Source organism: Pseudothermotoga elfii DSM 9442 = NBRC 107921 (assembly GCF_000504085.1).
Classification (GTDB): domain Bacteria; phylum Thermotogota; class Thermotogae; order Thermotogales; family DSM-5069; genus Pseudothermotoga_B; species Pseudothermotoga_B elfii.
Genome location: NC_022792.1, coordinates 239884 through 256051, shown reverse-complemented (window position 1 = coordinate 256051; position 16168 = coordinate 239884). Strand labels below are relative to the sequence as shown.

Below are 16168 nucleotides of genomic sequence, written 5' to 3'. Positions count from 1 at the left end.
GCCACAACAACACCTCCTTCGATGTCTATGAATGCGCCTTAGCGCTTTATCTCACCACTGTCAAGTAACTCGATGAATTTTCTGGCTATATCCGGATCAAATTGAGAACCAGAGCAATTTTCAATCTCGATTTTCGCTTCTTTAACACTCAATGCTTTTTTGTATGGTCTATCTGTTGTCATTGCATCAAAACTATCCACAACACACAATATTCTTGATTCTAATGGGATTTCTTCTTTTGTCAGACCATCGGGATACCCCTCTCCGTCGTAGCGTTCATGGTGATGCCGTACTATTTTTGCAAGATCCCCAAGCCCCGCAGCCACCAGCAACTCATAACTTTTCACCGGGTGGATTTTCACACGTTCATATTCTTCCGGGGTAAGAAAGCCGTCTTTATTCAGAATCTGCTGAGGGACAAAGATTTTTCCGACATCATGTACAAGACCTGCCCAATAAAGCTTTCTCACAATCTCCTTACCAAGACTAAGATTTTCAGCCAGTTTTGCCGCATAATTTGCAACATTTTCAGAATGACCTTTCGTGTAAAAATCATAGTACTCCAAGGCTTTGGTCATAACTGTTAACAACCTTCTATGAAAGATTCCCTGCTCTCTGACATAACTGCGCAAAGATAAAAATGTGGCTATCAAAGACGACAGTTTTTCTGTATTAACTTCGCTGGCAATTTTCCCTGAATCATAAAAAAGAACACCGTAGACTTCTGAAGAAGTCTTAATAACATGAATAGAACAGTTTTCCACTATATCTTTTCCACACATCCTCCTCGCCACATTCAGAATACTTTCATGAACTGATTCACTTTGAAAATCGATCAATTCACTTATCCTTTCAATCACGAAATCATCACTGTCTTTGCACAGTAAAATAAGAGTTTTACCAAACTCGCTCGATTTGAGGGCAACTCCAACATGCCGCAAATTATCTGCATAGTTTTTGAATGTTTTTAACAGTGTGAAAAGAAAATCTTTCTCCTGTATTGATTCATAAGTCATCTTTGATGAAATGTCCAAGAGTTCGAGAAAAGCATTTTGAAATTTTAAAACCTGTTCAGATTTCTCCTGCAAGATTTTGTTGGTTTGCTGCAATTCTTCGTTGAGAGATTCTAATTCTTGAAATGAGGCTCTCAACTCCTGATTCAAAGCATCGAGTTCTTCATTTGCTGAAAGTAGTTCTTCATTTCTTTTTTGCAATTCCTCTGTTCGCTTCCGAATTTGCTTAGAGAGGTATCGATTCACAACAATTAGAACACCGAAAACTCCTATGATACAGGCTATTGCTATGAATATTACATACCATGCCCAGTCAGGGAGTAGGCGAGTTGTCCTGACAAACGGCGATATTATATTTTCAAGATCGCTGTCACTTATCTTTGCCAGACCGCTGTTTATGAGTTCTGCAATCTGTGGTTTTGATTTTGGAAAAGCAAAGTAGATCTGCTGGATTGAAATGGGTTCAAGAGAAGTGAAAAGATGGAATATATCGTATTTAATTAAATAATATTGCGCCGTTAGATTTTCCATCAGAAAAACATCTATCTGGTTCTCTCTAATTGCATACATTAACTCTTCCATGTTTTTGAAATACTTGAAAGAGACTGAAGAAACTTTTCGCCTGAGCAATTGCTCATTTGCATCTTTTTCAACAACTCCCACTACATACCGCGATAGATCTGAAAAGTTCTTTATATTCAAATTTTTTCTGAAATAGACCCTGCTTTCAACATTGAAGATCGGATCGGAAAAAAGAAACAGTTGTTCTCTCTGGGGGGTTTTAAAAATAAAATTGATCATATCTGCTTCTGATCGCTCTAATTTTTCAAGAGCTTGCGAGAATGGCAAAAGTTTTATTTCAAACTTCACATCTATTTTTTTCTCAAGCAAATGTAATATATCAACGGAAATTCCAACTATATTTCCTTTTTCATCTTTAAAGATGAAAGGAGGATAAAAGTCCCCGCTGACAAATATCAGTGTCTGAGTTGCAAAAACTGTTACAAATATAAAGATTAATAAAACAGTAAAACATCTAATTTTCACAAAAACTCTCTCCATGTTAATCAATCCAATGTCAATATTATCACAATAGCTTGATATAATTTCTCAAAGACTGGAGGTGTAAGTGTGAAATTTTCCCAACTGTATGCACCAACTCTAAAAGAAGCCCCTGCCGACGCAGAGGTAATAAGCCACGCACTCCTCTATCGAGCTGGATTTATAAGAAAGATTGCTGCGGGAGTTTATTCGTATCTTCCGTTGGCAAAGAGAACTCTTTCAAAAATCGAGGCAATCGTCAGAAAAGAAATGAATGAGATAGGAGCCCAAGAAGTTTCAATGCCAGTGATTCAGCCGGCAGAACTCTGGAAAACCACAGGACGCTGGGATGATTATGGACCAGAGATGATGAAACTCAAAGACAGGCATGAGAGAGATTTCACACTTGGTCCAACTCATGAAGAGGTATTCACACACATGGTTAAAGATGAACTTCGTTCTTATAAACAACTACCTCTTTTTCTTTATCAAATAGGTCCGAAATACAGAGATGAAATAAGACCAAGATTTGGTCTTCTAAGGGCAAGAGAGTTTATCATGAAAGACGGCTACAGCTTTCATGATAGCGATCAATCACTGAATGAAACTTATGAGGCCTGCAAGAATGCTTATAGAAAGATAACAGAAAAAATAGGTTTGAAATACATCATAATAGAAGCAGCCTCGGGAGCAATTGGTGGCAATGAATCACACGAATTTGTTAGTTTCGCCCCAGTAGGTGAAACAAATCTTTTGAAGTGCGAAAAATGTGGATATTCATCGAATGATGAGCAGGCTCCTTACAGAGGTAAATACCACCGCGATGAGGAGATAGAAAAACCTGTTGAGCTGATTCATACACCGAATGTTCGTTCTGTGGAACAGGTAGCTGAGTTTTTGAATGTTTCAAAAAACAAAATAGTTAAATCTTTACTATTTATCGGGAGAAATGGTTTCGTCATGGCATTGATTCAGGGAGATAGAGAACTCAATATCGAAAAATTGAAGGTTCATGTGAACGATCAATCTTTAAGACTTGCCGAACCAGACGAAGTCTTGCAAGCCTTCAGGGTGCCTATTGGTTTTATAGGACCTGTCGGCATTGAAAAGGTCCATGTAGTTGCTGATTGTGGAATCAAATATATGAAAAATGTGGTCGTGGGAGGCATGAAAAAAGACTATCATTATATAAATGCAAATGTTGGAAGGGATTTTTCACCAGATTCCTACACAGACCTCAGAGTAGTCCAGCCAAACGATCCATGCCCAGTTTGCGGTGAACAGCTGACAGGTTCGAAAGGAATAGAAATTGCTCAGATATTCAAACTGGGAACAAAATACTCAAAAGCCATGAATGCCCTTTACATGGATGATAAAGGAGAAGTAAAACCCTTCATTATGGGTTGCTATGGCTGGGGTATCTCAAGAACTATGGCAGCTATTGTAGAACAATTGCACGATGAAGATGGTATCCTCTGGCCAAGATCTGTTGCTCCTTTTGAATTGATAATAACTGTCGTATCAGCTCAGGATCAGGATCAGAGGATTTTCGCACAAAAGTTGTACAATTCTCTGTTAAGTTCAGAAATAGATGTATTGCTTGATGACAGAGACATCTCGCCAGGAATGAAGTTCAAAGATGCCGATTTGATAGGTTTTCCTTTAAGAATAACTGTAGGAAAAAGCCTTAAAGAAGGTATGGTGGAACTAAAATCACGAAACAGCTCCAAAAGTATCAAAGTAAGCGCAGAGTTAAGTAAAATTAATTCGGTTCTTTTCAAGATGCTTGAAGAATACAATCCGCACGAAAGGGTGTAAAAATGGGATTTTTCGAACGACTTAAAACAGGACTTTCCAGAGCAAGAAAAGCGCTGTTTGAAGGACTTTCACAAATTCTTAAAGGTAGCAAAATAAGCGATGAAATTCTCGAAGAGCTTGAAGAAAGATTGCTGATGGCAGATGTCGGTTATCCAACAACAGAATACATAATAGAGCAATTGAAACAGAGCAAAACCAATGATGCACTCGAAACTTTAAAAGAAATAATGATTGATCTGCTTTCTTTCGATAGCAAGCTTAATTCACCAGATCAACCTCCCTTTGTGATAACAGTTGTTGGAGTTAATGGAACAGGTAAAACCACAACTGTAGCAAAACTCGCTGCGTATTTTCAATCAACTGGGAAAACAGTTGTATTGGGTGCAGCAGATACCTTCAGGGCAGCAGCAATAGAACAATTAAGAGAATGGGGAGAAAGAACTGGCTCTACGGTTATTTATCATTCCGAAGGAGCTGATTCTGCCGCAGTTGCTTTTGATGCTGTAAGCCATGCGAAGGCTCGAGAAAAAGATGTGGTGATAATCGATACAGCAGGAAGGTTGCATACGAAAAAGAACCTTATGGAAGAACTGAAAAAAGTTCACAGAGTTATCGGTAAAGTTGTCCCGGGAGCACCTCACGAGGTTTTGCTGGTCATAGATGCTACCACTGGGCAAAACGGATTGGTTCAAGCAAAGGTTTTCAAGGAAATGGTAGATGTAACTGGGATCGTTATAACAAAGCTTGATGGCACAGCAAAAGGCGGTATATCTTTAGCAATCAAAAAAGAATTAAATTTACCTATCAAATTCATAGGAATAGGGGAAGGTGCCGAAGATCTTAAGCCATTCGACGCAAAAGAGTTTGTAGAAGCTTTAATTTATTGATCACCAGGATCTTGTGTCTTTAATTTTTTCCCACAACTCACGAGCCAGCTCAGGAGAAAACTGATTCAGTGCGCTTAATATATCGAGCACCATTTCGTCGCTCATGGTTTTAATCATTTCCATGAGCGTTTCTTCTGAAAGCTTCCCTTCGCTTAACCACTGTATAATACGCTCAGCATCTATTGTCGGCACGGCGCGGGTATTCTTGATTTTATCCGATGTCTGTGTCTTCCATCCCGGAAAAACTCCTCTGTATGGATAGGAGGACATAATTTTTGCCCACAATGGAGCTGCACGGGTTCCACCTGTTATATTCTCACCATCTACAACAACAGATAGGATTATATGACTATCTCCTCCTATGAACCACGCATTTCTGTCCGATGTACCCGTCTTTCCAGCCACAGGGACTTTTTGTCTTGCGTAAACACCTGTTCCAATATTCACAACCTGCTTCATTATATCTAAAAGTAAGCCACTAGCCACAATTGGGTCATTTTCGCGCGGTTTCACAACATTAAGTACATGAGGTAAAGCTCTGTAAACTATCCTGCCAAACGGATCTTCTATAGCTTTAACGACGTATGGCTTAAGCACGGCACCACCATTGAATATAGCGGCATAGCACTTCAAAAGTTCTTCTGGCGCACTTTCTATCGTGCCGAGAGAAACAGTTATATCATTGGGATAATAACCGTTAAGCATCAGCTCTTTTTTTAAAAACTCGATTACCTTGTCTTTCCCCAGTTGCATAAACAAATTTACCGATGGCACATTTCTGGATTCTATAAGGGCATCAGCAAGTGTTACGCTTCCTTTGTATTTTTTGTCGAAATTTTCTGGAGTCCAGTCGCCAATCTTTATAGGCAGGTCACTCAATTTGCTTTCTGGGCCCCATCCTTCCAGGAGAGCAAGATAGTAATACAAGGGTTTTACAGAAGAACCTATTAATCTTCTTCCTTCAGGATATGTGACACCAACGCCTTTATAAGCAAGGATGGCTCCTGTAGATGGATTTATAGCCTCCAGCGATACGTTTTTTTCATCTATATCATTAATCAGGCGTGAGAGCAAAGGGTCCAGAGTTGTATAAATTTTGTATCCTTGTCTGAGTTCGCTTAATCCAAAACCAATGCTGTTCAGTTCCCTGACGATTCTCCAAAAAATTTCCTCATCAAAATTCTGCTCACTGATCTTTGGAAAATCCATTTTATCTATTTTCGTAGCGAGCATTTCGTACTGGTCATTTCTCAGGTAATTTTCATTTACCATCGCCTTAAGCACTGTCCTAGCTTTCTTTTTTGATAAATCAGGGTTATCTTTCGGGTTGAAATTTTCCGGCGATCTGACAGTTCCTATTAATATAGCGCCTTCTTCAAGTGAGAGCTCGGAAAGATCTTTATCAAAATAATATTTTGAAGCGCTCGCAAATCCATATAAGCCGTTACCCATATAGACAGAATTTAAATACATCTGCAATATTTCATCCTTTGTTCTCACTCTTTCTATCCAGAGTGCTATGAACATCTCCTTAATTTTTCTTGTCCAGGATCTCTCGGGTGAGAGATAAAGTGTCCTTGCAAGCTGCTGAGTAATTGTACTTCCACCTTCACTTATGGACATTTGCGATATATTCCTTACAGTCGCTCTTGCTATACCTGCAAGATCAATTCCTATATGCCTGGTGAAGTTTTTATCTTCTGAAGATAAGAGAGCATTAATTATCGATGGCGGGACCTGTGACAGATCTTTCCAAAAACAACGCGAGAGCATCACCGGAGAGCCATCATTGTAAAGAATAATCAATCCAGTTGGGAGATGAGATTCCGGGCTATCAAGATTTTTTATAGTGGAAAAATATATGAACCACAACAAGCCAAGAGATACAAACAAACCTGTAAAAAACGAAATTTTTCTCACAAATTGCACCTCTCTAACTCAAGCAGCATTTTCTTCCATTCTAACCCCCCACTAAAACCACCAATCGAGCCTTTAGCTACTACCCTATGGCACGGAAAATAAACAGGTAATGGATTAGCTTTGAGTGCCTGACCAATTGCCCTTGGAGATGTGTTAAGTTTTCTGGCAAGTTCTCCATAAGAGACTGTCTTACCATAAGGTATCTTTCTCAACTCGTTCCAGACTTTTTTTTGAAATTCCGTTCCAGAAAATCTCACCGGAAAATCCAGCGTCTTTCTTTTGCCTTCAAAATACTGTTCCAACTGCTTAAGTATCTCGCTTGACACTTTTCCTTCGCATTTCTTAGCAAACTCTATCCTGGTTACCGCGCCTCTCTCTACATAGACTGACACAAAGCCTATTTTCGTTGAAACAAAACCGCAATCCATATTAACTGCCCCCATTGATAAAATAATTTAAAATAGCTTAGAGGTGATAATCTTGCGCAAAAGATTTCGCCAGCTTGGCTTGAGTTTTGGAACTCTGAATCCTGCAACAAAAAATCTTATCACAGATGTCCCAAAAGTCAAAGTTGGGCACGTTACGCTTTTTAGCGACAAACCAACAATTGTAAGAACAGGTGTTACCGCAATAATCCCATCAGAAGATGTTTTTCAAAGTCCGGTCACGGCGGCATATTCGACCTTGAATGGATTTGGCAAATCCATAGGTCTTCTCCAGATCGAGGAACTTGGGCAAATAGAGACTCCAATTGTTTTAACCAATACATTAAGTGTCGGATACGCTTTTCAGGGAATTGTACAGTATATGGGCTCTCGATTTAAATTCAGGACTCTTAATCCTGTTGTCGGTGAGTGCAATGACGGATTTCTGAACGACATACTTTATCCCTCGGTTAATCAAAAACATGTTATAGAAGCTATTGAGTCCGCCTCTGAAAACTTTGAACTTGGTTCAGTAGGTGCCGGGACTGGCATGATATGTTTTGGATTCAAAGGCGGCATAGGAAGTTCATCACGAATTCTGAAAAAAGACCGTATCTTGGGTGTGCTTGTTCTTGCTAATTTCGGCGCCTTTGATGATTTACATATTCTCGGTACCAAAGCTGCTGATCACATTAAAACAGGAATCTTAAAAAGGCAAACCAATGGATCAATTATAATTATAGTTGCAACAAACGTAGCACTTGACTCAAGACAGTTGAAACGTCTATCGAGGCACTCTTTTCTGGCATTGGGAATGCTTGGTGCACCGGGATATCATTCAAGTGGCGATATTTGTATAGCTTTTTCAACAGAAAAAGGATACTCAGAAGAATCCATAGATTTTTTTGACCTGCTATTTCGAGCAGTTGTAGAATGCACATATGAGGCAATCTGTGATGCACTTTTTTGTGCTGAGACAACCGACGGTTTTCTTGGAAAAGCGCAGGCTATGCCCACAAATTGGATAAGGAGGCTGCAAAGTTGAAAGATGTAAATTTGATAAGGAACATCTGCATTATTGCTCACATTGACCATGGTAAAACCACTCTCGTCGATAGAATTCTCGAATTGACAAAAAGTGTTGATCCAAGGCAAATGCACGAACAATTTCTCGATCAAATGGACATCGAAAGAGAGAGGGGAATAACGATAAAAGCTCAGCCGGTGAAAATTTTGTACCAATACAAAGAAAAAGAATACGAGATAAATATTATTGATACACCAGGACATGTTGATTTTTCCTATGAGGTTAGCCGCAGCATGGCTGCATGTGAAGGAGCAATCTTACTCGTTGATGCTTCTCAAGGAGTCGAGGCTCAAACAGTTGCGCACACATATCTCGCTATAGAAAATGATCTGGATCTTGTGGCAGCAGTAAACAAAATAGATCTTCCAAATGCAAACGTAGATGAAACTTGTAATGAAATAATCGATCTGATTGGAATAGATTCTTCCGATATCCTCAAGGTCAGCGCAAAAACAGGTCAAGGGGTTGAAAATATACTCAACGCTATAATAGAAAAAGTCAAACCTCCAAAAGGAGATGTTAAAAAACCTCTCAAAGCTCTGATTTTTGACGCAAAATACGATAAATACAGAGGGGTAATAGTGTATGTAAGAATCTTCGATGGGTCTGTCAAAAAAGGTGATGAAATACTTGTAATGTCAACTGGGGATAAATATGAGGTGATAGAAACAGGTATATTCACACCTCTTATGAAACCGACTGAAGAACTTGGTCCTGGAGAGGTCGGTTATATAATAGCCGGTATAAAAGAAGTTGGGCATGCTAAAGTCGGTGATACCATAACAAACGCTGCTTTTCCATCAGATAGTCCTCTGCCAGGATATAAAGAAATCAAACCGATGGTTTACGCAAGTATGTTTTCAGGATTACCGGAGTATTATGAGGAATTAAAGAAGTCTCTTGAAAAACTTAAACTCAACGACTGGGCACTGTTTTTCGAACCGACGCACTCACCAGCACTTGGATTTGGGTTCCGCTGCGGATTTCTCGGACTCTTACATATGGATATAGTGCGCGAAAGACTTGAACGCGAATACGAAATTGCCGTTATTCTGACCGCACCAAATGTTGAATACAAAATCTTGCTGAGCAATGGCAACGAAATGTTTGTGAATGATCCAGCAAAATTTCCCGATGAAGATGAGATACAGAAAATCTATGAACCTTTTGTAAAGCTCTCCATCATAACACCTTCCGATTACGTTGGAGACATTTTTACAAACCTCCAGAACGAAAGAAGGGCCAATCTCCTTCACACTGAAAATGCCGGTAAAAACAGGGTGATAATGTATTTTAAGGTTCCACTTGCGGAGATAATAACGGATTTCTTCGACAGGCTGAAAGCTATAAGTCACGGATATGCTTCAATGGACTACGAATTTTTAGGATATGAAGAATCAGATGTTGTGAAGATATCTATACTTATAAACAAAGAACCTGTAGATGCCCTATCTACTATAGTTCACAAAAGCAAGGCATACATTGTCGCAAAAAAACTGGTCGACAAACTTTCAGAGCTTATTCCACGTCATCAATTCGAAATTCCTATTCAGGCTAAAGCTTACGGAAGGATAATTGCGCGAGCAGACATAAAAGCACTCAGAAAAGATGTGCTTGCGAAATGCTATGGCGGAGATGTGACACGAAAAATGAAATTACTCGAGAAACAAAAAGAAGGAAAGAAAAAATTAAGAGAAATAGGGCAAGTAAGTATCCCTCAAGAAGCGTTCTTAGCCGTTCTAAGAATCGATGAAGAAAAACATTGACGAACAACTTTGGAATTTTTTGTTCAACTCTTAAACCACAGGTAACCACATTAACTTTTTGATTAGTCTATAATGTTTTTTGCCTGCCAAAGAGATTTGAGGTGTAGAAGTTGATAATTTTTGGTGTAGATCCTGGGTTTGGTATTTTGGGCTATGGGGTTCTTTCAGTCAGTGGAAATTCTTTTCAACATGTTAGCCATGGAACTATACAAACTGAAAAGCAGCAGAATATAGCATTGAGATTGAAAGTTTTGTACGAGGAACTTAGCAATGTGATTGACAATTTCAAGCCATCGGAAATTGCAATGGAAAAATTGTTCTTTTCAAGAAACATAACCACAGCTATATCTGTTGGAGAAGCAAGGGGAATAGTTTTACTTTTAGCTGCGCAAAGGAACATACCAGTGTTTGAGTATACACCTCACGAAATCAAAAAAGCGGTTACTGGTAGTGGAAAAGCATCTAAGAAAGATGTTCAGCAGATGATTAAAATCCTGCTGAATTTAAAAGAGTTACCAAAACCAGATGACGCAGCCGATGGACTGGCAATTGCATGGTGTCACTGTGCAGTTAGAAATATTACACGGAGGTTTTCTTAATGAAAGCTGTCTCGGTTGAACATGTGCAGATAAACCTTAAAGATTTTCTAAGTAAACTCGGCATAGATTTTAAAGAAGATTGCAAAATAGAGAGTGTTTTTTTTGACAGCGTGTCAAATGAACTTTTGATAAAAACAGACAGATGTGTAAAAAATACGAACGAGCTAAGAAAATTACTGGAAAGCTTTTTTGAGGTTCCTGTCAGTTTTTACCCTGTGGAAGCGTTTAAAGAAATATCCATAGATGTAGATGCACTGAGAAGGGAACTCAACGGGAGTTTTCCATATGTTCAATCTGCCGCTGTTGAAGGAGAAAAGGTTGTGCTTAAGGTATCTGGTGAATTTGGTCGAGACAGAATAAAAAGCAAAATGAACCAGGTAAAGGATTTAATAAGCAAACAACTCGGAAAAGATTTGGAAATTCATGTTCAGGTTGTTGAATCCCAGGCAATAGTTGAAAAACATGATCTGATCGTTGAAGAGGTTCAAGATCAGAAAAAGAAATCCAGGAATAGAAAAAGATATCAAAAAAGTGATTATCTTACTCCCTCTAATCTGCCCAGTAATTCTGATGACGTAAAAGTAGCAGGAGAAATATACAAAATGGACCTGAGGGATGGAAGAAAAAGATTTCTCTTAGTCCATATAACTGATAAAAAAGATTCTCTTACCTGCCTTGCTTTTAACAGCATTATTAATGACATTCTCTCTTCTCTTCAGAAGGGAGATTGGGCGGTTTTCGAAGGCCTTTTAAAATACGACGAATCTGGTGAACCCACACTGCATGTTAAAAACTTTAAAAAAATAGAGCCAAATAACAGGAATGATCTTGCAGAAAAAAAGAGAGTAGAGCTCCATGCACACAGCAAATTCAGTGACTTAGATAGTGTGCTTGATATCGATGAGTATGTAAACAGGGCATCTTCTTGGGGCTGGAAGAGCATTGCGTTGACAGACCACGGGGTGGTACAGGGAATACCGTACTTTTATGAAGCCTGCCGAAAAAAAGATATAAAACCTATTTTTGGCGTTGAAGCTTACGTGGTTAACGATTCTGAACCTGTAGTTATTGGAATGGACAAAGATATAGAGATCGACCAGGAAAGATATGTAATTGTCGATATAGAGACAACAGGTCTTCATCCAATGTTCTCAGAAATAATCGAAATAGGTGCCGTTGCCATAGAAAACGGGCAGATAACAGATGAATTCCATAGTTTTGTGAAGCCTTCTGAAAAATTAAATGCATTTACAGTCCAATTTACAAAAATAACCGATCAAATGCTTGCTAACCAGCCATCTATTGAAGAAGTTCTTCCAAAGTTCATGGAATTCTGCAAAGACACAACCTTAGTAGCACATAACGCCAATTTTGATTATCGATTTCTCAGATACTGGATAGAAAAAAGTTTAAAGTTGAATTGGGAGCCGGCAGTAATAGACACACTGGCTCTAGCAAAAAAACTGGTCAGGCTTTCAAGCTACAATCTGGAAAAGCTGGCAAGTCATTTCAAATTAGGATCATTCTCACACCACAGAGCTTCGGAAGACGCAAAGGTGACAGCAAAAATATTTCTTGAGTTGCTAAAACTCTTAAAAGAAAGGAAAATAACCACATTTAAAGAGATAGAATCTCTTCAAAAAGAATCCACATTGAGACAATCGAAACCATTTCACACAACCATAATTGTTCAGACCAAAGAAGGCTTAAAAAATCTGTACAAGCTAATCTCCAATGCACATGTTAAATATTTCTACAGTGTTCCACGAATACCAAAGAGCGAATTGCAAGCCCTTCGTGCAGGACTACTAATAGGAAGTGCCTGCGTTGGTGGTGAATTAATTCAGGAGATGCTGACCGGGGCAAACGAAAGTGAAATAGAAGAAAAGATGGCATTTTACGATTTTGTTGAAGTCATGCCGCTTGACCTTCTTCCTGTAACAAATGACCTTGGTCTAACCAGAGAACGTTTGAAAGAACTTTATATTAAACTTTATGAAATCGCACGAAAGATTAATGTTCCTGTTGTAATGACAGGTGATGTTCATTTTCTCGATCCAGAAGACGAAAAGATTCGGAAAGTCCTTCAGGCTCCACAGCAAGAAAATATATCAGAGCAGCCGGCAGCATATCTGAGAACAACTGACGAAATGCTCAAAGCAGCTCTGGAGATATTTGAAGATACTAACAAGGCATACAAAGTAGTTGTGGAATTTCCCAATCAAATAGCTGAAAGTGTCGAGAAAATAGTACCGCTTGAGAAAAAATTACATACCCCCAGAATAGAAGGTGCCGAAGATCAGGTCCGGACGATAGCCATGCAAAGAGCTGAGCAACTCTATGGAACTCCATTGCCTGAGCTTGTCGAGAGAAGGCTAAACAGAGAACTTGATGCAATCATAAACCATGGATATGCAGTACTGTACTTGATAGCCAAAAAAATGGTTGATAAATCTTTGAATGATGGCTATGTCGTCGGCTCAAGGGGATCTGTTGGCTCTTCATTTATTGCATATCTAATGGGTATCACCGAAGTTAATCCGCTTCCACCACATTATTTCTGTTCCAAATGCCGTTATGTTGAATTTATAGAAAGCAACGAATATGGTTCTGGTTATGATTTGCCAGTAAAAATTTGCCCAAGCTGTGGTGAACCATTGAACAGAAACGGCCAGGATATACCTTTTGAAACCTTCATGGGTTTCGAAGGCGATAAAGTACCTGATATTGATTTGAACTTCTCGGGAGATTATCAGGACGAGGCACATAGATTTATCGAAACCTTATTCGGTAAACAACATGTTTACCGTGCTGGAACCATAAATACCATAGCCTCGAGGACAGCTTTTGGTTTTGTCCGAGCTTATGAAGAAAAAAGTGGAAGAAAAGTGAGAAAATCGGAGGCGGAAAGACTTGCAAACGCAATAACCGGGGTAAAAAGAACAACTGGTCAGCACCCGGGAGGATTGATGATTATTCCAAAAGAATACGAGGTATACGACTTTACCCCTATACAGCATCCTGCAAACACTAAGGAAGCAATGGTCCTGACAACCCATTTTGATTACGAATCAATACACGACGATTTGGTGAAAATAGACGCACTTGGACATGATGATCCCACATTCATAAAAATTCTCAAAGACATGACAAATATTGATCCGATGAAGATACCGATGGATGACGAAAAAACTTTGAAACTCTTCTCGAGTGTTGAACCTTTGGGCATCAAACCAGAAGAACTGGGCACAGATGTTGGAACACTGGGTATACCAGAATTTGGTACCCAATTTGTTCGCGGAATGCTTTCAGAAACCCGGCCAAAAAGTTTTGCAGAACTCGTGAGAATCTCTGGCCTTTCCCACGGAACAGATGTCTGGTTAAACAATGCTCAGGAATGGATCAGACAAAAACACGCAACGCTTTCCGATGTCATAGCCTGCCGCGACGATATAATGAACTATCTGATCAAAAAAGGCATGAATGCTTCAAAAGCTTTCAAAATAATGGAAAACGTTAGAAAAGGCAAAGGACTTTCCCGGGAAGATGAAGAAGAACTAAAAAAATTGAAGATCCCTGAATGGTATATAGAGTCCTGTAAGAGGATTAAATATCTTTTTCCAAAAGCACATGCAACGGCTTATGTAAGTATGGCATTCAGAATAGCGTATTTTAAAGTTCATCATCCGCTCGCTTTTTATGCAGCTTATTTCACCTTGAAGGGTGACGAATTTGATTTGGAAGCAGCTATGCATGGACCTGAGATAGTCAAAAAGAAACTCGAAGAACTATCCGGGATAAACGACAAAGATGTGCGAGAAAGGGCAAAAGAAACCACTCTGGAAGTTATGCTTGAAATGTTTTTGAGAGGGTTTTCGTTCTTACCTGTTAACGTAAATAAATCTCATGCTCGATTATTCTTAATAGAAGAAAACAAACTCAGAATACCTTTCAACAAACTTCCAAACCTTGGAGATAATGTTGCTGAATCTATCATTGCCGCAAGAAGAGAAAAACCATTCACCTCTCTTGAAGATATCGTTCGAAGGACCAAAATGAATAAATCTCATATCGAAAGCTTCAAGAAACTGGTCGAACTCGAAGGCCTTCCTGAAAAAGAGCAGATAAGTTTGTTCTAAACGTTTGTGTAAAATAGATACAGGAGGTAGTAATAGTATGATTCTCGCTTTTATTTCAGATGTTCACGCCAATTTAGAAGCGTTTGATTCAGTCATGAGAGATATTGAGAGCAGAGATGTAGATCAAATATATTGTCTGGGCGATATAGTTGGCTATGGTCCTGATCCAGAAGAAGTTACCAGACGAATTATGAAGATCCCATCTATAGCTGGAAACTACGATGATGCAGTGGGATACTCAAAGTCAAGTTGTGGCTGTTCCTACAAACCCGGTAGAGAAACAGAAGTGGGAGATATATCTTTAAACTGGACCATAGAGAACACTTCACAAGAAATAAAAAATTATCTCAAATCTCTCAAGCACAGAATGGAGTTAGAATTTGACGGTGTAAAATTTTTACTTGTTCATGGAAGCCCCCTGGACGAACTTCTTGAATATGTCACTCCAGACACAGAGCCTGAAAGATTGAGAAAAATCATTGAAAATGTCGAAGCAGACGTAATAATTAGCGGTCATACTCATCTTCCTATGGCAAAGTTTTTCAAAGGAAAATTGATATTGAACGCCGGTAGCGTAGGGAGGCCAAAAGACGGTAACCCGAAAGCATGCTACCTGCTAATCTATATTCATGAAGGCGTGCTATCTTATGAATTCATAAGAGTGAGTTACGATGTGAAAAAAACCTGCGAAAAGATAGCTATGAAAAAATTACCAGCTGAGTTATCGGTTGTACTCACACTTGGAAAAAGCTATGATATGGGTAAACCATTGAGCGAAACCAGTTTCATACTGCCATGAACAAAGTTGCTGAAATTTTCAGAGAGTATGGAATTAAAATCGATGACAGCAAAACCGAGAAACTTGATTCTTACATTGACTTGCTCATCAGTGCCCCTATTAATCTTACATCTTTAAGAGACAAGGAATATGCGATACACAAACATATTGTGGATATCGTTTTTCCTGTAAAAATGCTGACCGGAAAATTACTGGACGTAGGCACTGGCGGTGGAATCCCCGGATTAATCCTCGCTATTCTCTTTCCGATCAACGCAACTTTGGTAGAATCTGTCAGGAAGAAAGTCATGTGGCTTGAAAAAATTTTGAATATGCTCAATATCGGCAATGTAAATCTGCTTTGCTCAAGAGCAGAAAAATTACCTGTGGATAAAAAAGAATCTTTTGACATCGTAACAGCACGAGCCGTTTCGGAGCTCAGAATTTTATTAGAGCTGTGCGCTCCTTTTTGTAAAGTGGGTGGACGTCTGTTTTTTTACAAAGGGCCAAACTGGAAGCAAGAGTACGATGCGGCGCATAATGCTATGAAGACACTGAATGTCGAAACGATCGAAATTGTAAGTTATACTCTCAAAACGGGAGAAAAAAGGGTTTTACTTCAATTTCAAAAAGTGGGCAGAACGCCTGATAATTATCCAAGAGAGACAAAAAAAATACTCAAAAATCCTTTGTGA

11 protein-coding genes are annotated in these 16168 nt (G+C 39.0%); 8 read left to right on the top strand and 3 right to left on the bottom strand.

Translation table 11 applies throughout. The annotated features are described in order from the left end of the window. Positions 1-38: 38 nt before the first annotated feature. Positions 39-2060: an HD domain-containing phosphohydrolase gene (locus tag TEL01S_RS10805; RefSeq protein WP_070104236.1), complete on the bottom strand. Its 2022-nt coding sequence runs from the start codon at positions 2058-2060 to the stop codon at positions 39-41. A gap of 84 nt (positions 2061-2144) precedes the next feature. On the opposite strand from TEL01S_RS10805, the gene TEL01S_RS01180 reads away from it, so the two are divergent. After that, positions 2145-3872 carry a proline--tRNA ligase gene (locus TEL01S_RS01180; RefSeq protein WP_012002297.1) on the top strand — a complete coding sequence of 576 codons (1728 nt, stop codon included), beginning with the start codon at positions 2145-2147 and terminating at the stop codon, positions 3870-3872. 2 nt (positions 3873-3874) lie between these two features. Further along, positions 3875-4759, top strand: a complete 885-nt coding sequence (ftsY, locus tag TEL01S_RS01175) for a signal recognition particle-docking protein FtsY (RefSeq protein WP_028843511.1) — start codon at positions 3875-3877, stop codon at positions 4757-4759. Here ftsY and TEL01S_RS01170 read toward each other — a convergent pair whose 3' ends face one another. Both TEL01S_RS01170 and TEL01S_RS01165 read right to left on the bottom strand, forming a co-directional pair. Next, positions 4760-6679, bottom strand: a complete 1920-nt coding sequence (locus tag TEL01S_RS01170) for a transglycosylase domain-containing protein (protein WP_028843512.1) — start codon at positions 6677-6679, stop codon at positions 4760-4762. Further along, entirely contained in the window at positions 6676-7107 is a 432-nt protein-coding gene (locus tag TEL01S_RS01165; RefSeq protein ID WP_012002294.1) for a methylated-DNA--[protein]-cysteine S-methyltransferase, read from the bottom strand. Before TEL01S_RS01165 ends, TEL01S_RS01170 begins: the two co-directional genes overlap by 4 nt. A 52-nt stretch (positions 7108-7159) precedes the next feature. On the opposite strand from TEL01S_RS01165, the gene TEL01S_RS01160 reads away from it, so the two are divergent. The 6 genes from TEL01S_RS01160 (at position 7160) to rsmG (ending at position 16168) form a co-directional block, all read left to right on the top strand. Beyond that, on the top strand, positions 7160-8149 hold the full coding sequence (locus TEL01S_RS01160; protein ID WP_028843513.1) for a P1 family peptidase: 990 nt from the start codon (positions 7160-7162) through the stop codon (positions 8147-8149). Next, the gene (gene lepA, locus TEL01S_RS01155; RefSeq protein WP_012002292.1) at positions 8146-9957 is read left to right on the top strand and encodes a translation elongation factor 4; all 1812 of its coding nucleotides are present in this window, start codon (positions 8146-8148) and stop codon (positions 9955-9957) included. The genes TEL01S_RS01160 and lepA overlap by 4 nt, the downstream gene beginning before the upstream one ends. 110 nt (positions 9958-10067) lie before the next feature. Continuing rightward, complete coding sequence (ruvC, locus tag TEL01S_RS01150) at positions 10068-10556, top strand: crossover junction endodeoxyribonuclease RuvC (RefSeq protein ID WP_012002291.1); 489 nt, start codon at positions 10068-10070, stop codon at positions 10554-10556. Then, positions 10556-14695, top strand: a complete 4140-nt coding sequence (locus tag TEL01S_RS01145) for a PolC-type DNA polymerase III (RefSeq protein ID WP_028843514.1) — start codon at positions 10556-10558, stop codon at positions 14693-14695. The genes ruvC and TEL01S_RS01145 overlap by 1 nt, the downstream gene beginning before the upstream one ends. Before the next feature lie 37 nt (positions 14696-14732). Continuing rightward, the gene (locus TEL01S_RS01140; RefSeq protein WP_012002289.1) at positions 14733-15494 is read left to right on the top strand and encodes a metallophosphoesterase family protein; all 762 of its coding nucleotides are present in this window, start codon (positions 14733-14735) and stop codon (positions 15492-15494) included. Continuing rightward, positions 15491-16168: a 16S rRNA (guanine(527)-N(7))-methyltransferase RsmG gene (gene rsmG, locus TEL01S_RS01135; RefSeq protein ID WP_028843515.1), complete on the top strand. Its 678-nt coding sequence runs from the start codon at positions 15491-15493 to the stop codon at positions 16166-16168. The genes TEL01S_RS01140 and rsmG overlap by 4 nt, the downstream gene beginning before the upstream one ends.